The 17643-nt window shown below is 65.7% G+C and carries 20 protein-coding genes; 17 read left to right on the top strand and 3 right to left on the bottom strand.

Annotated elements, in window-relative coordinates:
• Positions 1 to 47: 47 nt before the first annotated feature.
• The 4 genes from rpsM (at position 48) to rplQ (ending at position 2633) form a co-directional block, all read left to right on the top strand.
• Positions 48 to 416 carry a 30S ribosomal protein S13 gene (gene rpsM, locus K410_RS0122725; RefSeq protein ID WP_028137012.1) on the top strand — a complete coding sequence of 123 codons (369 nt, stop codon included), beginning with the start codon at positions 48 to 50 and terminating at the stop codon, positions 414 to 416.
• Positions 417 to 538: 122 nt separating this feature from the next.
• On the top strand, positions 539 to 928 hold the full coding sequence (rpsK, locus tag K410_RS0122720; RefSeq protein WP_007603045.1) for a 30S ribosomal protein S11: 390 nt from the start codon (positions 539 to 541) through the stop codon (positions 926 to 928).
• 113 nt (positions 929 to 1041) lie between these two features.
• Positions 1042 to 2073 carry a DNA-directed RNA polymerase subunit alpha gene (locus K410_RS0122715; RefSeq protein WP_049820165.1) on the top strand — a complete coding sequence of 344 codons (1032 nt, stop codon included), beginning with the start codon at positions 1042 to 1044 and terminating at the stop codon, positions 2071 to 2073.
• Positions 2074 to 2216: 143 nt separating this feature from the next.
• Positions 2217 to 2633, top strand: a complete 417-nt coding sequence (gene rplQ / locus K410_RS0122710; RefSeq protein WP_025036979.1) for a 50S ribosomal protein L17 — start codon at positions 2217 to 2219, stop codon at positions 2631 to 2633.
• 82 nt (positions 2634 to 2715) lie between these two features.
• On the opposite strand, the gene K410_RS0122705 is transcribed toward rplQ, so the two are convergent.
• On the bottom strand, positions 2716 to 3693 hold the full coding sequence (locus K410_RS0122705) for a Bug family tripartite tricarboxylate transporter substrate binding protein (protein WP_028137010.1): 978 nt from the start codon (positions 3691 to 3693) through the stop codon (positions 2716 to 2718).
• A 201-nt stretch (positions 3694 to 3894) separates the two neighbouring features.
• Here K410_RS0122705 and K410_RS0122700 point away from each other — a divergent pair, with 201 nt between their 5' ends.
• Both K410_RS0122700 and K410_RS0122695 read left to right on the top strand, forming a co-directional pair.
• Positions 3895 to 4683, top strand: a complete 789-nt coding sequence (locus K410_RS0122700; RefSeq protein ID WP_028137009.1) for an SDR family NAD(P)-dependent oxidoreductase — start codon at positions 3895 to 3897, stop codon at positions 4681 to 4683.
• A gap of 68 nt (positions 4684 to 4751) precedes the next feature.
• Positions 4752 to 6053 (top strand): chloride channel protein, encoded by a 1302-nt coding sequence (locus K410_RS0122695; RefSeq protein ID WP_028137008.1) that lies wholly within the window; start codon positions 4752 to 4754, stop codon positions 6051 to 6053.
• A 36-nt stretch (positions 6054 to 6089) separates the two neighbouring features.
• On the opposite strand, the gene K410_RS0122690 is transcribed toward K410_RS0122695, so the two are convergent.
• On the bottom strand, positions 6090 to 7103 hold the full coding sequence (locus tag K410_RS0122690) for a zinc-binding alcohol dehydrogenase family protein (RefSeq protein WP_028137007.1): 1014 nt from the start codon (positions 7101 to 7103) through the stop codon (positions 6090 to 6092).
• A gap of 120 nt (positions 7104 to 7223) precedes the next feature.
• Between K410_RS0122690 and K410_RS0122685 the strand changes: the two genes are divergently transcribed.
• Entirely contained in the window at positions 7224 to 7601 is a 378-nt protein-coding gene (locus K410_RS0122685) for a winged helix-turn-helix transcriptional regulator (RefSeq protein WP_028137006.1), read from the top strand.
• Positions 7602 to 7700: 99 nt separating this feature from the next.
• On the opposite strand, the gene K410_RS0122680 is transcribed toward K410_RS0122685, so the two are convergent.
• Positions 7701 to 9314: an OprO/OprP family phosphate-selective porin gene (locus tag K410_RS0122680; protein WP_028137005.1), complete on the bottom strand. Its 1614-nt coding sequence runs from the start codon at positions 9312 to 9314 to the stop codon at positions 7701 to 7703.
• Positions 9315 to 9620: 306 nt separating this feature from the next.
• On the opposite strand from K410_RS0122680, the gene K410_RS0122670 reads away from it, so the two are divergent.
• The 10 genes from K410_RS0122670 (at position 9621) to K410_RS0122625 (ending at position 17634) form a co-directional block, all read left to right on the top strand.
• Positions 9621 to 11027, top strand: a complete 1407-nt coding sequence (locus tag K410_RS0122670; RefSeq protein WP_028137004.1) for a DegQ family serine endoprotease — start codon at positions 9621 to 9623, stop codon at positions 11025 to 11027.
• Positions 11024 to 12358, top strand: a complete 1335-nt coding sequence (locus K410_RS0122665; RefSeq protein ID WP_028137003.1) for a replication-associated recombination protein A — start codon at positions 11024 to 11026, stop codon at positions 12356 to 12358. Before K410_RS0122670 ends, K410_RS0122665 begins: the two co-directional genes overlap by 4 nt.
• Before the next feature lie 41 nt (positions 12359 to 12399).
• The gene (locus K410_RS37125) at positions 12400 to 12768 is read left to right on the top strand and encodes a type II toxin-antitoxin system RelE/ParE family toxin (RefSeq protein ID WP_349509808.1); all 369 of its coding nucleotides are present in this window, start codon (positions 12400 to 12402) and stop codon (positions 12766 to 12768) included.
• On the top strand, positions 12768 to 13058 hold the full coding sequence (locus K410_RS0122655; protein WP_028137002.1) for a helix-turn-helix domain-containing protein: 291 nt from the start codon (positions 12768 to 12770) through the stop codon (positions 13056 to 13058). Before K410_RS37125 ends, K410_RS0122655 begins: the two co-directional genes overlap by 1 nt.
• Positions 13055 to 13279 (top strand): hypothetical protein, encoded by a 225-nt coding sequence (locus K410_RS38585; RefSeq protein ID WP_080672193.1) that lies wholly within the window; start codon positions 13055 to 13057, stop codon positions 13277 to 13279. Before K410_RS0122655 ends, K410_RS38585 begins: the two co-directional genes overlap by 4 nt.
• Positions 13276 to 14514, top strand: coding sequence for an RluA family pseudouridine synthase (locus K410_RS0122645; protein ID WP_028137001.1), 1239 nt, complete (start codon positions 13276 to 13278; stop codon positions 14512 to 14514). The genes K410_RS38585 and K410_RS0122645 overlap by 4 nt, the downstream gene beginning before the upstream one ends.
• 31 nt (positions 14515 to 14545) lie before the next feature.
• Complete coding sequence (locus tag K410_RS0122640; RefSeq protein ID WP_349509803.1) at positions 14546 to 14854, top strand: hypothetical protein; 309 nt, start codon at positions 14546 to 14548, stop codon at positions 14852 to 14854.
• 73 nt (positions 14855 to 14927) lie between these two features.
• Positions 14928 to 15722 carry an ATP12 family chaperone protein gene (locus K410_RS0122635; protein ID WP_028136999.1) on the top strand — a complete coding sequence of 265 codons (795 nt, stop codon included), beginning with the start codon at positions 14928 to 14930 and terminating at the stop codon, positions 15720 to 15722.
• Between the two features lie 68 nt (positions 15723 to 15790).
• The gene (gene fliK, locus K410_RS0122630) at positions 15791 to 17374 is read left to right on the top strand and encodes a flagellar hook-length control protein FliK (protein ID WP_028136998.1); all 1584 of its coding nucleotides are present in this window, start codon (positions 15791 to 15793) and stop codon (positions 17372 to 17374) included.
• Positions 17371 to 17634 (top strand): EscU/YscU/HrcU family type III secretion system export apparatus switch protein, encoded by a 264-nt coding sequence (locus K410_RS0122625; protein ID WP_028136997.1) that lies wholly within the window; start codon positions 17371 to 17373, stop codon positions 17632 to 17634. Before fliK ends, K410_RS0122625 begins: the two co-directional genes overlap by 4 nt.
• Positions 17635 to 17643 lie beyond the last annotated feature (9 nt).

Raw genomic sequence — 17643 nt, 5'->3', positions numbered from 1 at the left:
CACTTAAAGCCCGATCCTGACGAGGATCGGCAACAGGAGAGAAGGCCGTGGCCCGTATTGCCGGCGTGAACATTCCCACCAACAAGCGCGTGCTGATCGCGCTCCAGTACATCCATGGCATCGGTCAGAAGATCGCCAGTGAGATCCTGGAGAAGGTGAAGATCCCCGTGGATCGTCGCGTCAATCAGCTCAGCGACGCTGAAGTGCTCCAGATCCGCGAAGTGATCGACCGCGACTATCTCGTCGAGGGCGACCTGCGCCGCGAGGTCGGTATCAACATCAAGCGTCTGATGGACCTCGGCTGCTATCGCGGTCTGCGTCATCGTCGCGGTCTGCCGGTGCGCGGCCAGCGCACCCACACCAATGCACGCACGCGCAAGGGTCCGGCGAAAGCCATCGCCGGCAAGAAGAAGTAAGTTTTCGAATCTAGTCGCGGCGTGCGGCGAACCGGGGATGCCCGTTCGCCGCGCGCCTTTCGTTCCACAGGTGTAGCCGCTGGCATTACGGCGGCGTTTGAGATCTTCAGGAAAGGGACTCAATGGGCAAGGAAGCCACCCGCGTTCGTCGTCGTGAGCGCAAGAACATCGCCTCCGGCGTCGCGCACGTGAACTCGTCGTTCAACAACACGACCATCACCATCACCGACGCGCAGGGCAACACGATTGCCTGGTCCTCCGCCGGCACGATGGGCTTCAAGGGTTCGCGCAAGTCGACCCCGTACGCCGCGCAGGTTGCCGCCGAGGACGTGTCCAAGAAGGCGCAGGAGCACGGCATGCGCACGCTCGAGGTCGAAGTCGCCGGTCCCGGTTCGGGCCGCGAATCGGCGCTCCGCGCGCTTCAGGCCGCCGGCTTCACCGTCACCTCGATCCGCGACGTGACCACGATCCCGCACAACGGTTGCCGTCCGCGCAAGCGTCGTCGCGTTTGATTTTACGAGTTGCGGGCGCATCGGCGCCCGCAATGACTTTGCAAGAAGCCGCGGGTGCGACCCGCGGCCTTTCTCCAACGCCAGTGTCTGCAATGGCAGTTCGACTGGCCTGTATGGGTGAAACAGTGACGATCCAGAAAAATTGGCAAGAACTGATTCGGCCGAACAAGCTCCAGGTTACGCCCGGCAGCGATTCCTCGCGTTTCGCGACGATCGTCGCCGAGCCGCTCGAGCGTGGCTTCGGCCAGACGCTCGGCAATGCGCTGCGCCGCATCCTGCTCTCCTCGCTTCAGGGCGCGGCGGTGCAGTCGGTGCACATCGACGGCGTGCTGCACGAGTTCTCCTCGATCGCGGGCGTCCGTGAGGACGTCACCGACATCGTGCTCAACATCAAGGACATCTCGATCAAGATGCAGGGCGAAGGCCCCAAGCGCATGGTCGTGAAGAAGCAGGGCCCCGGCGTCGTCACCGCCGGCGACATCCAGACCGTCGGCGATGTCGTCGTGCTCAACCCGGACCTGCAGATCTGCACCCTCGACGAGGGCGCCGAGATCCGCATGGAGTTCACGGTCGCCACCGGCAAGGGCTACGTGCCCGCCGAGCGCAACCGTCCCGAGGACGCGCCGATCGGCCTGATCCCGGTCGACAGCCTGTACTCGCCGGTCCGCAAGGTCTCCTACAAGGTCGAGAACACCCGCGAGGGCCAGATCCTCGACTACGACAAGCTGACCATGACGATCGAGACCAACGGCGCGATTTCGCCGGATGACTCGGTGGCTTACGCTGCCCGCATCCTGCAGGACCAGCTCAACGTGTTCGTCAACTTCGAAGAGCCGCGCAAGGAAGTCGCCCAGGAGATCATCCCGGACCTCGCCTTCAACCCGGCCTTCCTCAAGAAGGTGGACGAGCTCGAGCTGTCGGTGCGTTCGGCCAACTGCCTGAAGAACGACAACATCGTCTATATCGGCGACCTCGTGCAGAAGAGCGAAGCGGAAATGCTCCGTACCCCGAACTTCGGCCGCAAGTCGCTGAACGAGATCAAGGAAGTGCTGGCCCAGATGGGTCTGCATCTCGGCATGGAAGTGCCGGGCTGGCCGCCGGAGAACATCGACGAGCTCGCCAAGCGCTTCGAGGATCATTACTGAGCGAATGGCGAGTAGGGAGTGGCGAATAGGGAGGACTATTCGCTACTCACCATTCGCCACTCGCTGACTTGGGCGAACGCAGGAAGCCCACCTGAAAACCAGTCGCTGAACCACCGCGACACAATTGAAGAAGGACTACTCACATGCGTCACGGCAAGGTTCATCGGAAGCTCAACCGCACGGCCGAGCACCGCAAGGCGATGTTCGCCAACATGGCGGCCGCGCTGATCAAGCACGAGCAGATCGTCACCACGCTGCCGAAGGCCAAGGAGCTCCGTCCGATCGTCGAGAAGCTCGTCACCCTCGGCAAGAAGGGCGGTCTGTCGCTGCGCCGTCAGGCCATCTCCGAGCTGCGCGACGTCGACATGGTCAAGAAGCTCTTCGATACGCTGGCGACCCGTTACAAGGACCGCCAGGGCGGCTACACCCGCATCATCAAGGCCGGCTTCCGCTACGGCGACAACGCCGCGATGGCCGTGATCGAGTTCGTCGATCGCGACGTCGACGCCAAGGGCCAGGATTCCGGCCCGGTGCAGGAGAAGGAAGCCGAAGCGGCGTAAGCCACTCAGCAAATATGGATTGAAAACGGCGCCCTCGGGCGCCGTTTTTGAGTCTGGGACCGGCGCAGATGCGCGGGACTGACTACTCCTCCTTGATCCCCGCTTTTTGCGCGATGTCCTTCATGTCGGCGGTCTCCTTGCCGATCGCTCCTGCCCAATCGCTGTAGCGCGCGAAGCCGGGCTCGAAGCCGACCTTGGCGAAGCGCTCGGCCACGGATGGATTCTTGATCGTCTCCTCCAGCGTTGCCGAGAGCTTGTCGCGAACGGCCGACGGCAGGCCCTTGGGAGCGACCACGGCGCCCCATGAGGCGAAGTCGATGTTGCCATAGCCGAGCTCGGCGAGTGTCGGCACGTCAGGCAGGAACGGCGTGCGCTTGGCCGAGAACGCGGCGAGCACCTTGACGGTACCCGCCTCGATCTGCGGCTTGACCGCGATCACCGTGTCGACGTGGTACTGGATGTGCTTGCCGATGAGGTCGTTCATCGCCGGCGCGCTACCCTTGTAGGGCAGGTGGACCATCTTGATCCCGGCCGCCGATTTGAACAACTCGCCGGCAAAGTGCGAGACGGTCGCGACGCCGAAGGACGCCAGCGAGAGCTTATCGGGACTGGCCTTGGCTTCGGCGACGAGCGCAGCCACGTCCTTCACCGGATTGTCCTTGTAGGTGACCAGCACCAGCGTGATCTTGCCGACTTGGCCGAGCGGCTCGAAATCCTTGGCCGCGTCGTAGGGCACGCTTTCCTTGACGGCTGCCGGCAGCGTGAAGCTCGAGTTCGAGCTGAAGAACAGGGTGTATCCGTCCGGCGCCGCTCGCGCGACTTCCTTGGCCGCAATCGTGGTGCCGCCGCCGGGGCGGTTGATGATGATCACGGGCTTGCCGAGCCGCGTCTCCAGCTCGCCGCCGATGATGCGCGCCACCACGTCGGAGGCGCCGCCGGGCGGGAAGGGGACGACCAATTGCAGGGCCTTGTCCGGGTAGACCGCTTGCGCTGGCGCGAGCGAATTGCTGCCCATCAGGCCGAGCAACCCGAGCGCAACAGTGAGGGCGGTTCTCTTCATCGCTTCGTCCTTCCGTGTTCGTATGAGCGAAGATGCTCGGGTTCTCATTTAGCAATAATCATTCCACCTGCGGTCGAGCCGGGGCGCGGGATCCCATTGCTGCCGGAACGGCGTCCGAGCGTCTCACTGATTGGTGAGCGCCGATTGCGGGCCGGTCCACCGCGACCGATATCCCCGTCATCGATCTGATGGAGATATTACATGAACATCGACCTTTCCGGAAAAACCGCGCTGGTGACCGGCTCGACCGCTGGCATCGGCCAAGCCATCGCCAAAGGCCTGGCGGCCTCCGGCGCCAGCGTCGTGATCAACGGCCGCGGCGAGGACAAGGTCGATGCGGCCGTGCGCAAGCTGGAAGGGACGGGTGGCAAGGTCCGCGGCGTCGCCGCCGACGTCTCGACCGCCGCGGGCTGCAAGGCGCTCGTTGCGGCGCTGCCGGACGTCGACATTCTCGTCAACAATGCCGGCATCTTCGAGCCCAAGGATTTCTTCGAGATCCCCGATGAGGACTGGAGCCGCTTCTTCGAGGTCAACGTCATGAGCGGCGTGCGGCTGTCGCGGGCCTACATGAAGGGCATGCTCCAGCGCAATTGGGGCCGCATCGTCTTCATCTCCTCGGAGTCCGGCCTCAACATTCCCGTCGAGATGATCCATTACGGCATGACCAAGACGGCGCAGCTGTCGGTCGCCCGCGGCCTGGCGCAGCTTACCCGCGGCACGGGTGTCACCGTCAACTCCGTGCTGCCGGGCCCGACCATGTCGGAAGGCGTCGAAACTTTCGTGAAGGATCTCGCCAGGCAGAACGGCCAGTCGGTGGACGAGGCCGCCGCCAATTTCGTCAAGCAGCATCGCCCGAGCTCGCTGCTCCAGCGCTTTGCCAGCGTCGACGAGATCGCCAACATGGTGGTCTACGTCGCCTCGAAGCAGGCATCCGCCACCAACGGCGCTGCGCTGCGCGCAGAAGGCGGCATCGTCAACACCATTGCGTGACGGCGCGGCAGCCGAGCGGAGGCGGCGTGCAGCTTTTGGTTGGGGGCCCAATGGGCTAAAACGCCTCCATGCTCCCGACCTTCTCGACTCGTGACAAGCGGCGCGTCCGCCTGACCTATGCGCGCTGGCGCCGGCAAGCCATCTTCCTGCTCGGCGGCATTGCGGTCGGCGCTGCGGCCGTGGCGCTGGCGCAGGCCGCCGATCTCGCTCAGCCGGCCTTCGCGTTCCTGCTGGCCAAGTCGCGCTACATCGTGCTCGCGATCACGCCGCTCGGCTTCTTGCTGTCGGCCTATCTGACCATTCGCCTGTTCCCGAACGCCCAGGGCAGCGGCATCCCCCAGGCGATCGCCGCGCGGCACCTGACCGATCAGGCCGCGCGCGAAAGTCTGGTCTCGATCCGGATTGCCGTCGGAAAGGTGATCCTCACGCTGTTCGGCCTGCTCTGTGGCGGCTCGGTCGGCCGGGAAGGTCCCACAGTCCAGGTCGGCGCGTCGATCATGTTCGCCCTCGGCCGCGTCTCGCCGCGCCGTCAGCCCGGCCTGATCTTGGCCGGAGCGGCCGCCGGCGTCGCTGCCGCGTTCAACACGCCCCTGGCGGGAATCGTGTTCGGCATCGAGGAGATGAGCCGGGCCTTCGAGACCCGCACATCCGGCCTCATCATCGCTGCGGTCATCGCGGCCGGCCTGACCTCGCTCGCTCTCGCCGGCAATTACGCCTATTTCGGCAGCAGCGCGATGTCGCTGGCGCACGGCATTGATTGGCTGGCCGTGCCGGTCTGCGGCGTGATCGGAGGCCTCGCAGGCGGAATGTTCAGCCGCATCGTCATCGCCATGGCGCGCGGAATTAAAGGTCCTGTTGGCCGCAAGATCAAGGCCCATCCGCTTTGGTTCGCTTTCGCCTGCGGTCTTGCCGTCGCGCTCTGTGGCATCGCCTCCGGCGATACGGTTTACGGCACCGGCTATCAGCAGGTGAAGATGGCGCTGGAGCAGGGCGCGCCGCTGCCGCGGGATTTCGGCATCCTCAAGCTGCTGGCGACGACGTTCGCCGCGATCAGCGGCATCCCCGGCGGCATTTTCGCGCCCTCGCTCGCGGTCGGTGCCGGGATCGGCTGCAACGTCGCGTCGTTCTTCCACGATGCGCCACTCGGCGCGATCATGCTGCTCGGCATGGTCTCCTATTTCGCGGGCGTGGTGCAGGCGCCGATCACCGCTTTCGTGATCGTCACCGAGATGACCGACAATCACGGCATGGTCGTGCCATTGATGGCGGCCGCCCTGATCGCGCATCTCGTCTCGCGCCTGGTCTGCGAGGAGGGCATCTATCATGCGCTCGCCAAAGGCTTCGTGGAGCGAGCGACGCGTTCGCCGTGAGTGAACGCGCCGCACGTCTGAGCTTGGCGCTACTGCCTACCACCCCTCCAGCACGACCTTGCCGCGGGATTTGCCGCTCTCCAGCAGCGCGTGCGCGCGCTTGAGGTTGGCGGCGTTGATCGTGCCGAAGGTCTGGTCGAGCGTGGTCCGCAGCACGCCCTTGTCGATGAGGTCGGCGACGTCGTTCAGCAGATGATGCTGCGCGATCATGTCTGCCGTCTGGAACGAGGAGCGCGTGAACATCGATTCCCAGTGCACCGAGATCGCCTTGCCCTTGAACGTGCTCATGGTGAATTCCGGCGGATCGTCGATCAGGCCGAACCTGCCCTGCGGCGCCATGAAGTCCGCAATCGCCTTGTAGTGCTGCTCGGTGAAGGTGAGGCTCGCCACCAGCGCGACCGGCGGCAGCTTCAATTGCTCGGTCTGCTCCTTCATCGGCTTGCCGTGGTCGATCACGGCATGCGCGCCGAGATCGAGGCACCATGTTCGCGATTCCGGCCGCGTCGCGGTGGCGAGCACAGTGAGGCCGGTGAGGCGGCGGGCAAGCTGGATCAGGATCGAGCCGACGCCGCCGGCGCCGCCCGTGATCAGCAGCGTGCGCGGATCGACGCTCTTGCCAGGCACCGCGCCGAGCCGGTCGAACAGCAATTCCCAGGCGGTGATGGAGGTGAGGGGAAGGGCGGCTGCTTGCGCGAATGACAGGCTCTTCGGCTTGTTGCCGACGATGCGTTCGTCGACCAGGTGGAATTCGGAATTGGTGCCTTGGCGCAGGATCGAGCCGGCGTAGAACACCTCGTCGCCCGGCTTGAACAACGTAACCTCGGGTCCGACGGCATCGACGACGCCGGCTGCGTCATAGCCCAGGATCTTGGTCTCGCCCTCGGGCGGGGCTGCGCGCTTGCGCACCTTGTAATCGACCGGATTGGCCGAGATCGCCTTCACGGCGACGCGGATGTCGCGCCCCTTGGGCTCCGGTTTTGCGGTCTCGAAATCGAACAGCGAATCCGCGTCCTCGATCGGAAGCGATTTCTTGTAGCCGACGGCCTTCATGGCTTGTCTCCATCAGATGGCATGCTCGCCTGCGGTCCTAACTGTCGCTCTGGCTCCGATTTGGCAAGTACTGTAAATTCGGGGATATAGTCCCTGTTTGGATACTATTGGGAAAGACGCATGAAACGGCGCAATTTTGCCCGTCGCCCCGGCTGCGCGGTCGAGGCAACGCTGGACCTTATCGACGGCAAGTGGAAGGGCGTGATCCTTTACCACCTGCAGAGCGGCACGCAGCGCTTCGGCGAATTGCGCCGCCGGATGCCCGGCATCACCCAGCGCATGCTGACAAAGCAGCTGCGCGCGCTGGAGGAGGACAAGCTCGTCATCCGCAGGGTCTATGCCGAGGTGCCGCCGCGGGTGGAGTACTGCCTCTCCGAGCTCGGCGAGAGCCTCAAGCCGGTCATCGACACCCTGAAGACCTGGGGCGAGAGCCATCAGGAGCGGCTGTCCTGCGCGCCGCCGCCGGTCGTGGTGGGGAAGCCGAAGCGCGCGGCATGATTTAGAGACGCTGTTGCCAACCTCTCCGTGTCTTTCCTGCGAACGCGCCGTTGTGGGTCCCGGGTTCGCGCTTCGCGCGCCCCGGGACGACAGCTTTGCCTAGAACGCGAACTGCGTGCGCATCGCGACCGCGTCGAACTTCGAGCCGACATCGGCGGTCGAAACAGGCGAAGCCTGTCGCGACACCGTGCCGTGCAGATAGTCCAGCATGAAGCGGACATTGCCGTTGACGTACCAGTTGAGCGCCAGCGTGTAGACGGTCTGCCGGCCGCCGGCGACGCCGGTCGCGGTTGCGAGCTGATCATTAAGGTCGATTGTCGAGAACCGTCCCGCGATTTCCCACGCGCCCCAGCCGCCGCCGTCGAGCGAGAACGGATGCGCCGGCTTGACGCCGTGATAGGCGGCGTTTGCGGCGTTGTAGGTTCGGCCTTCGCCCGTCAGCACGTAGCCGGCCTGCGCATAGCCGCCCTGGAATTTCAGGCTCGGTGCTCCCACGAGCGGCGCGCTGGTGTTGGCGGTGCGGTCGACATTGTACCAGAAGTACTCGCCCTGGACGATGAAGGGTCCGTAGGTCGCCGCCGCCTCCACGCTGTAGACCTGCGCGCCAGAGGCATTGGCGATGGCGCCGGTGGAGATCAGCGTGGTCGGGTCGAGGCGCAATTCCGGACGATCGCTGAGCGTGACCGTCTGGGTGTTGGCGATCAGATTGCGCGGCGGCTGAATCAGCCATTGCGCATTGGCGCCGATATGCACCGAGTAGTCCTTTGCGCTGATGGGATTACCGGCCACGCGGGCGACCGCGCCATATTGCTCGCTCGTGCCAGGGGGCGAGACACTCGAGGCGGAGTGGATCGCGCCGGTCGACGGTCCCGTGACATAGCCGCCGATCCAGAGCTGGTCGTTGAACCAGCGCGCACCGGCTGCGGAGCGGAAGTCGCCCGCGGCGATGTTGGTCGCGATCACGCCGGGGGAGGCGCGCTCCATGAACATGATGTCGTTGGAGCTGGTGGCCTCGTCCATGGTGTAGGGCAGGTCCATGATGCCCGCCTCGATCGCCATCCGCCCGCCGAACGGTTTCAGGCCGGTGTAGCTGAGATAGGCATTCTCGACGCCGGAGAGGCCGCCGCCCGGCAGCGATCCTGGCGCGGCGCCGCCAAATCCGTCGGAGGAGCCGCCGAAATCGTAGACCAGCGCGAAGTTCCAGTCGTTGAAGAACTTGCCGGTGACGCCGATGCGCGCACGGCGGACATTCTGGCCGCTGTCGAGCTTCTGCGGCGCGGTCGCCGCCGTGTTGGGCCGATAGTCGTAGCCGCCGACATCCCAGTGCAGGCGGCTGGTGATGCCGATGCAGTTGGCCTGGTCGGCGGTGCAGATCGTGGGGCGGTTGTTCGGCATGGTCACGACGACGCCGGATGCCGGGGCCGGCCCCTTGACGGGAAGCGCCGCATTGGCGTTGGCAACGACCGCCTTTGCCTCCGAGCGCGCCTCGGCCTTTGCTTCGGCCTTTGTTTCGGTCCTGGCCTTCGCCGCAGCCGCAATGTTCGCGGCGGTTTGACTCTGGAGCTTGTCGAGCTTCTGCTCCAGCAGCTTCAACTGCTGCTTCAGCAGCGCGATCTCCTGCTCGCTGCTGCTTGCCGATTGGGCCTGGGCTTGCGAGGCAGCCAGCGCGCCGGCGAGACCAATCGCCGTGGCCGCAATTCTTGTCCTGCTCACGTTATCACTCCATCGGTTGGACCAACTTCCCCAAGTCGCGAGCCTAAGAGCGGTCGATGACTGCCCCGCGACGGCAAGCCTCGGTTGCGCTGGTTCCCGCTGATGTAAATTCGTCGCAACCGAATCCGCCGAGAGCGAGCATGCAAGATGATGCGTGTCATGCCAATCGGCCCTGCCGGCAAGGTGCCGTTTCGCATGCCTGGCTCGGGCGCGAACCGTCGGAATGAGGCCGAATATTGCCGCCCCGCGCCCTTCTATTGAGGGGCGAACGCGCCTATATTCCGGCGTCTTTTCCAAGAGGTAGGAATGTTTCGATCGATCTGGACCGCCGCCGTCACGGCCCTGTGCATAACCTTTTCCGCCCAGTTCAATCCGGCCTCAGCGCAGGACCGCCGCGTCCCGTCCTCGCAGGCCGAGCTGCGGTTGTCCTATGCGCCGATCGTGCAGCGGGTTCAGCCGGCCGTCGTCAACGTGTATGCTGCCAAGGTGGTGCAGAACCGCAATCCGCTGCTGGACGATCCGATCTTCCGCCGCTTCTTCGGCGTGCCGGGCCAGCAGCCCGAGCAGGTGCAGCGATCGCTCGGCTCCGGTGTCATCGTCGATACGTCCGGCCTCGTCGTCACCAACGTCCATGTCATCGAAGGCGCCGACCAGGTGAAGGTGTCGCTGTCGGACAAGCGCGAATTCGAAGCCGAGATCGTGCTGAAGGATTCCCGCACCGATCTTGCGGTGCTGCGCCTGAAGGATTCGAAGGAGAAGTTTCCGGCGCTCGAATTCACCAATTCGGATGAGCTGCTGGTCGGCGACGTCGTGCTGGCGATCGGCAATCCCTTCGGCGTCGGCCAGACCGTGACCCACGGCATCATCTCGGCGCTTGCGCGCACGCAGGTCGGCATCACCGACTACCAGTTCTTCATCCAGACCGATGCGGCGATCAATCCCGGCAATTCCGGCGGTGCGCTGGTCGACATGAATGGCCGGCTCGCCGGCATCAACACCGCGATCTACTCGCGCTCCGGCGGCTCGCAAGGTATCGGCTTTGCAATTCCTGCCAACATGGTGCGCGTCGTCGTCGCCTCCGCCAAGAGCGGCGGCAAGGCGGTGAAGCGGCCATGGTTGGGTGCAAAGTTGCAGGCGGTGACGCCCGAGATCGCCGAGAGCCTCGGCCTGCGTTCGCCGACCGGTGCGCTGGTCGCGAGCGTGGTGTCGGGTGGCCCTGCGGCAAAGGCCGGCCTGAAATCTTCCGATCTCATCACCGGGATCGACGGCCAGACGGTGGACGATCCCAATGCGTTCGATTATCGCTTCGCCACCCGTCTGCTCGGCGGCACCGCGCAGATCGACGTGCAGCGCGGCGGCAAGCCGCTGAAGCTGACGGTGACGCTGGAGACTGCGCCCGACACGGGACGCAACGAGCTCGTCGTCACCGCGCGTTCGCCTTTCCAGGGCGCGAAGGTTTCGACCATCACGCCGGCAGTCGCCGACGAGCTGCGTCTGGACGCCGACACCGAAGGCGTCGTGATCACCGAGCTCGCCGGCGACAGCGCGGCTGCGAATGTCGGATTCCAGAAGGGCGACATCATCCTGGCGGTCAACAACCAGAAGATCAGCAAGACCGGAGACCTCGAGAAAGCCGCAGCCGAGCGGGCGCGGATCTGGCGCATCACGCTGGTGCGTGGCGGCCAGCAGATCAACGTCACGCTGGGCGGATGAGTCCGAAGCGACCACAAGAGACGCCAACGCTCTTTGCCGCGGCGGGGCTCGACCACGATGCGCCGCATCCGCTGCCGGATCGCTTGCGCCCGCGCCTGCTGTCGGAGGTCGTCGGCCAGGACCATATCCTCGGCCCCGACGGGGCGCTGACGCGCATGCTGGAGACGCGCACGCTGGGCTCGCTGATATTCTGGGGACCGCCTGGCACCGGCAAGACCACGGTGGCGCGGCTCCTGGCGGATGCCACGGACCTGCATTTCGAGCAGATTTCCGCGGTGTTCTCCGGCGTCGCCGACCTCAAGAAAGCCTTCGACGCGGCGCGCGCCCGCCGCGAGATGGGCAAGGGCACGCTGTTGTTCGTCGACGAGGTCCACAGATTCAACCGTGCCCAGCAGGATTCCTTTCTGCCGGTGATGGAGGACGGCACGGTGGTGATGGTGGGCGCCACCACCGAGAACCCGTCCTTCGAGCTCAATGCGGCGCTTCTGTCGCGCGCGCGAGTCCTGGTGTTCCGCTCGCTCGATGCGGCCGCGATCGAAAAGCTGTTCGCGCACGCCGAGGCGGTCGAGGGCAGGAAGCTGCCGCTCGACGCGGAAGCGCGCGCGGTGCTGGTGCGCATGGCCGACGGCGATGGGCGGGCCTCGCTGACGCTCGCCGAAGAGGTCTGGCGCTCGGCGCGGGCGGACGAGATCTTCAATGCCGCGCAATTGCAGGAGATCCTGCAACGCCGCGCGCCGATCTACGACAAGTCGGCCGACGGCCATTACAACCTGATCTCGGCGCTGCATAAGTCGGTGCGCGGCTCCGATCCCGATGCGGCGCTGTATTACCTCGCGCGGATGCTGGACGCCGGCGAGGACCCACTGTTCCTGGCCCGCCGCGTCGTGCGCATGGCGGTGGAGGACATCGGGCTTGCCGACCCGCAAGGCCTCGTCATCGCCAACGCGGCCAAGGACGCCTTCGACTTTCTCGGCCATCCCGAGGGCGAACTCGCCATCGCGCAGGCCGTGGTCTATCTCGCCACCGCACCGAAATCGAACGCGGTCTACACCGCCTTCGGCACGGCGATGCAGGTTGCCAAACAGGCCGGCTCGCTGCTGCCGCCAAAGCACATCCTCAACTCCCCGACCAAGCTGATGAAGTCGGAAGGCTACGGCGCAGCCTACGAATACGACCACGATACCCCGGAGGCCTTCTCCGGCCAGGACTATTTTCCGGAAGCCCTGGGCCGCCAGACCTTCTACGACCCGCCGGAGCGCGGCTTCGAGCGCGAGATCCGGAAGCGGCTGGATTACTGGGCCAAGCTGCGCAAGGAGCGGGGCGGGAAGTAGGGTCTCCGACGCAAAGGAAGGCTTGCATTTGCGTGTCAAAAATGACACATGAATGCGGCCGGATGATCGATCGTACGAAGAAGCTTCCCGCGAGATTTTACGTCAGCTCGACAGGTCGAAATCCTGTTCGCGAGTGGATATTGGAATTGCCTGCGGAAGACCGTCGAACTGTCGGGAAGGACATTCAGAAAGTCGAATTCGGTTGGCCCATAGGGCGCCCGCATTGTGCTCCGCTGGGAGATCGATTGTGGGAGGTCCGGAGTGATCTCGACAGAAACCGAATTGCGCGAGTGATCTTCTGTCTGGAAGGCGGCCAGATGATTCTGCTTCATGGCTTCATCAAGAAGACGCAAAAGGTGCCGAAGCAGGATCTCGACCTTGCGCTGAAGCGCAGACGAGAGGTGACGTAATGGCGAAGAGAAAAGCGCACGTAAGCGAAGAGACGTTCGACGAATTTCTTGCTGAGCAAGGTATACTTGGGGCGTGCGAGGAGCGCGCCATCAAGGAGCTCATTGCCGAGCAGCTCACGGAAGCAATGAAGACGCAAGGAATTACGAAAACGGCGATGGCGGAACGTATGAAGACGAGTCGTCGTCAGCTTGACAGACTTCTTGATCCAACGACGCCCTCCGTGACGCTTGATACCTTGCAGCGCGCCGCGAGCGCTGTGGGACGGACGTTGAAAGTCGAACTGGTATGACCTTGCCTTTATCCCGAGCGATCGCGCGCGGAACGCCCGTTCATCCCGGCGAACAGCTTGTTGAAGAGCTATGCGAACTCGGCACCAGCCCGCAATTCTGGATGAACCTGCAACAGCAATATGAGCTGCGGCTGGCGGAGAAGGAGGTCGGCGCGCAGGTTGCGTCGTTGCCTCGCCGCGCCAACGCGCCATCGACACGAAAGCTTGGAAAGACCGCATGAGCCGCCGTATCAAGAGAATGAACCCAAAGCCGCGCTCGCGTGACGAGCGCGATGAGTCGCGTCCGCATCAGGCGCGCGGCGCGAAGAAGGCCGGGCCGCGTCCGGGCGGCAAGCCCGGCGGTAAGCCGCCGCGCTTCGCTGGTGAGCGTGCCGAGCGGCGTGCGCCCGAACGGATCGAGCGGCGGCCGCCTAAAGCGGCCCTGGAACGGCCTGCGCAGGAGAAGTCGATCGAGCCGCTGCTGCCGACCAAGGTCCAGACCGTCAAGGTGACGGCGGACGAGAACAACATGCGTGTCGACCGGTTCCTCGAGGCGCGCTTCCCTGGCCTGTCGTTCTCCCACATCCAGCGCGTCGTCCGCAAAGGCGAATTGCGCGTCGACGGCAAGCGCGTTGACAGCAAGGACCGCCTTGAGGAGGGGCAGAGCGTCCGCATTCCGCCGCTGAAGCTCGACGCGCCGAAGGTCGGCGGCGAGCTCTCGGAAGCTGCGCAGAAGACGCTCAAGGCGCTGAAGGAGATGACGATCTACGAGGACGACGACGTCCTCGTCCTCAACAAGCCGGCCGGCCTTGCCGTGCAGGGCGGCTCGGGCATGACGCGGCACATCGACCAGATGCTCGAGGTGATGCGCGATGCCAAGGGCCAGAAGCCGCGCCTCGTGCACCGCATCGATCGCGAGACCTCGGGCTGTCTCCTGGTCGCCAAGACGCGCTTTGCGGCTTCGCATCTCACCGGCGCGTTCCGCTCGCGGTCGGCGCGAAAAGTCTATTGGGCGCTGGTGCCGGGCCTGCCGAAGCCGAAGCAGGGCCGCATCTCGACTTTCCTCGCGAAGGAGGAGAGCGAGGACGACACCATCATGCGCATCGCCCAGCACGGCGACGAGGGCGCCAGCCATGCGGTGACCTATTACGCGGTGGTCGAGACCGCCGGCAACAAGCTCACCTGGGTGTCGCTGAAGCCGGTGACGGGCCGCACCCACCAGCTCCGCGCCCACATGGCCCATATCGGCCATCCCATCCTCGGCGATCCCAAATATTTCAACATCGAGAACTGGCAGTTGCCGGGCGGCCTGCAGAACCGGCTGCATCTGCTCGCGCGCCGCATCGTCATTCCGCATCCGCGCGGCGGCGTGATCGACGCCACCGCGCCGCTGCCGCCGCACATGCAGCAGTCATGGAACCTGCTCGGGCTCGATGCCAGCCGGTTTGATCCGATCGAGAACGCGCCGGAGGAATAGCCGGGTTGAATGGGGGCGGCGGAGGCACGACATGTCTCCCATGACACGGCTCTCGATCTGTCTTGTGGTGTTGGCCGCGCTAGGGGCGGGGCAGCCTGCCCACGCTCAATATGTGCTGCCGGGCGCCTCACGGCTCGCTCCACCGCTGCCGGCGCCGCCACCGCCGCCGAAGATCGAGGTGCCCAAGGTTCCGCAATTCGACGCGCCGCCGCGCTACAACTACCAGCCGCTGCCGCGCAATTCGTTCAGCGACCGCGTCACAAAATGCCTCGACGACGCCGCAGCCGCGGGACTGGGCCCGGCCGATCGCGGTACCTATGCCCGAAGCTGCGCGAACTAGCCGCACTGATGGACGTCCTGGCGAAGCCATTGCGACACAGGTAACTTGACGAACGACAGGGACCGAAAGACCGATGCGCGAATTGTTCGAAGAAGCAGCAAGCCAGCCCCCGCCGGACCCGCGGGAATCGGCGCGCGCCTCCGCGCGCACGCCGCTGCGCAAGCGCTTCTACAGGGAGGCCGGCGTCGCTGACGCCGAGGGCGGTTTTGCCATCACGCTCGATGGCAGACCGATCCGCACGCCGTCCGGCCGCCAGGTGGTGATCCCGGCGCGGACGCTCGCCGATGCCGTGGCCGCGGAATGGGCGGCCCAGGGCGAGAGCATCGATCCGGTGAGCATGCCGCTGACGCGGATCGCCAACAGCGTCGTGGAGGGCGTCGTCGACCGCGTCGGGCTGGTCAGCGATGATCTCGCCAAATACTTCGAGTCCGACCTGCTGTTCTATCGCGCCGGCCACCCCGAAGGGCTGGTCGCCCGCGAGGCGGCGCATTGGGACCCCGTGCTGTTCTGGGCGGCGGAGGCACTGGGGGCGCATTTCATCCTGTCCGAGGGCGTCATGCACGTGAAGCAGCCGGATGAGGCGCTCCGGATCGCACGTGCCGCGCTGCCCGGGGACCCCTGGTCGGTCGCCGCGCTCCATGTGGTGACGACCCTGACCGGCTCGGCGCTGCTGGCCTTGGCACTGGCCCATGGCGCGCGCGATGCCGGCCAGGTCTGGGCCGCCGCCCATGTCGATGAGGACTGGAACGCCGAGCAATGGGGCGTGGACGAGGAGGCGGCCGCCCGCCGGGCCACGCGGCTGCGGGATTTCGAGGCCGCCGTGACGGTATTGGCAGCGGTCAAGGCGCCATTGGCCGGAGGTCCTTAACGAGAGGTTTACGCCGCAGGCGTTAGGGTGGCTGGTGTTCCTTCCCGTGCTCCCTTGGGCTCCCTGAGATGCCGACGCCGGTCACTTCCATCCCTCGCGTCAGTGCCGCCAGCCCTGTAGCTGACGCGACGACGCCTGACCTCGCGCTTCAGGCCGGCAGCGTCGTGAACGCACGCGTCGTCAGCGTGATGGCCGACAATCTGGTGCGGATCGCGATCGCCAACCTCTCGATGGACGTGATGTCGGAAGTGGCGCTGACACCGGGGCAGAATCTGCAACTCGCGGTGTCGAAGAGCGACGGCACTATCCGCCTTGCGATCATGAGCGGCGCAGGCGAGGCAACTCCCGATCAGGTCACGCTGACGCCTCGCGCTGCCTCGCTGGTGGAAAGCCCGCCGCTCGCGCCGTCCGCGACGCGCAATGCGCTCACGCCGTTGGAGCAGGTCGCCGTCAGTGCAGCCTCGGCCGAGGCTGCGGCAAAGCAGGGCAGCCAGGCGCCGCTGTTCGCCAATCTGGCGGCCGTCGTCACCGGCAGCGATTTGCCGGCGGGCCTGAAGCAGGCCGTGCTGAACGTGCTGGCACAGCAGACGCCGCTCGACCCGGCGCTCGATGGCGGCGGCATCGAATCCGCCTTCCGGAAGTCAGGGCTGTTCCTCGAGGCTTCACTGGCCGCAGGCACGGCGCCGTCCTCCGGGGCCGTTCCGGATTTGAAGGCGGCGCTGCTGGTGTTGCGCCAGACCTTGGCCACGATCGGGACGGCCGCGCCGCAGAGCCAGGGCGCCGCGATCCCGGTCGGCTCCACCGCGACACCGCAGGCCGCCGCCGCGCCGGCTCAGCCGGCCGTATCGCCGTCGCTCGCTCCCGCAAGTGCGCAACAACTGCGCAACGCCAATCTCGCAGCGGCGGTGCTGGGCGGCCTGGCGGCCGACGCGCCGCAAATGGCAATGCCGCGCATGTCCGCCGGACTTGCCGCAAGCCTGCTGCAGGAGGTCACGCAAAACCTGCCGCGCCTGACCGGCAATGTGCCCGGCTCCAACAAAGCGGTGCCCGACGGCGAGATCTTCGAGGCGGCGGCGCGTGCGACACCGCCGCCGTTCCGTGGGGCGCTGCCCTCGGCCCAATCCATCGCCTCGCCATCGCTCGCGCCGGATACGCCGCTCGCTGCGACCGTGCATCGCCTGCTCGACGAGACTGACGCCGCGATCGCGCGGCAGACCCTACTTCAGGTCGCATCGCTCCCCGATCGCACCGACGCCGGTGGTCACCGCGTTGATCCGAATGTGCCGCAGTGGAATTTCGAGATTCCGTTCGCGACGCCGCAAGGCACCGCGATGGCGCAGTTCGAGATCTCGCGCGATGGCGCCGGCGAATCCGTCGATGCGGCCAGGCAAGCCTGGCGCGCGCGCTTCACGCTCGATGTCGAGCCGGCGGGTCCCGTCCACGCGCTGATCACGCTGAGCGGCGACAAGACCTTCGTGCGGATGTGGGCGGAGCGGCCGACAACCGCGCAGCAGCTCCGTGCCGGCATCGGCGAGCTCAACCAGGCCTTGATGCGGGCCGAGCTCAATCCCGGCGACATCCTGGTTCGCGACGGCACGCCACCGCAACCGGCGCCGGCCCGCGCCGGCCACTTCCTGGATCGCGCCACATGAGCGACCCGTCCAAGCTGGCGATCGCGCTGCATTACGAGAGGGGCTCCGGCGCGCCGGTCGTCGTCGCCAAGGGCAAGGGCACGATCGGCGAAAAGATCGTCGAGATCGCCAAGGCCCACGACATCCCGATCGAGGAGAACGAAGTCCTGGCCGGCGCGCTGTCCAAGGTCGAGCTCGGCGAGGAGATCCCGCCCGACCTCTACAAGGCCGTCGCCGAGGTGCTGGTGTTCGTGCTGCGCCTGTCGGGCCGAGGGCGGTAGCCCGTCATC

The sequence above is a fragment of the Bradyrhizobium sp. 22 genome (assembly GCF_000482425.1).
Lineage (GTDB): Bacteria > Pseudomonadota > Alphaproteobacteria > Rhizobiales > Xanthobacteraceae > Bradyrhizobium > Bradyrhizobium japonicum_B.
Note: the sequence above shows the minus strand (reverse complement) of the source record. Positions and strands in the feature narration are given on the sequence as shown.

Coding starts and splice junctions, on each gene's coding strand:
- K410_RS0122665 (WP_028137003.1), top strand. CDS start 11,024: ATGAGTCCGAAGCGACCACAAGAGACGCCAACGCTCTTTGCCGCGGCG.
- K410_RS0122685 (WP_028137006.1), top strand. CDS start 7,224: ATGAAACGGCGCAATTTTGCCCGTCGCCCCGGCTGCGCGGTCGAGGCA.
- K410_RS0122695 (WP_028137008.1), top strand. CDS start 4,752: ATGCTCCCGACCTTCTCGACTCGTGACAAGCGGCGCGTCCGCCTGACC.
- K410_RS0122690 (WP_028137007.1), bottom strand. CDS start 7,103: ATGAAGGCCGTCGGCTACAAGAAATCGCTTCCGATCGAGGACGCGGAT.
- K410_RS0122700 (WP_028137009.1), top strand. CDS start 3,895: ATGAACATCGACCTTTCCGGAAAAACCGCGCTGGTGACCGGCTCGACC.
- K410_RS38585 (WP_080672193.1), top strand. CDS start 13,055: ATGACCTTGCCTTTATCCCGAGCGATCGCGCGCGGAACGCCCGTTCAT.
- K410_RS37125 (WP_349509808.1), top strand. CDS start 12,400: ATGACACATGAATGCGGCCGGATGATCGATCGTACGAAGAAGCTTCCC.
- K410_RS0122625 (WP_028136997.1), top strand. CDS start 17,371: ATGAGCGACCCGTCCAAGCTGGCGATCGCGCTGCATTACGAGAGGGGC.
- fliK (WP_028136998.1), top strand. CDS start 15,791: ATGCCGACGCCGGTCACTTCCATCCCTCGCGTCAGTGCCGCCAGCCCT.
- K410_RS0122635 (WP_028136999.1), top strand. CDS start 14,928: ATGCGCGAATTGTTCGAAGAAGCAGCAAGCCAGCCCCCGCCGGACCCG.
- K410_RS0122640 (WP_349509803.1), top strand. CDS start 14,546: ATGTCTCCCATGACACGGCTCTCGATCTGTCTTGTGGTGTTGGCCGCG.
- K410_RS0122670 (WP_028137004.1), top strand. CDS start 9,621: ATGTTTCGATCGATCTGGACCGCCGCCGTCACGGCCCTGTGCATAACC.
- rpsK (WP_007603045.1), top strand. CDS start 539: ATGGGCAAGGAAGCCACCCGCGTTCGTCGTCGTGAGCGCAAGAACATC.
- K410_RS0122645 (WP_028137001.1), top strand. CDS start 13,276: ATGAGCCGCCGTATCAAGAGAATGAACCCAAAGCCGCGCTCGCGTGAC.
- K410_RS0122705 (WP_028137010.1), bottom strand. CDS start 3,693: ATGAAGAGAACCGCCCTCACTGTTGCGCTCGGGTTGCTCGGCCTGATG.
- K410_RS0122655 (WP_028137002.1), top strand. CDS start 12,768: ATGGCGAAGAGAAAAGCGCACGTAAGCGAAGAGACGTTCGACGAATTT.
- K410_RS0122715 (WP_049820165.1), top strand. CDS start 1,042: ATGGGTGAAACAGTGACGATCCAGAAAAATTGGCAAGAACTGATTCGG.
- rplQ (WP_025036979.1), top strand. CDS start 2,217: ATGCGTCACGGCAAGGTTCATCGGAAGCTCAACCGCACGGCCGAGCAC.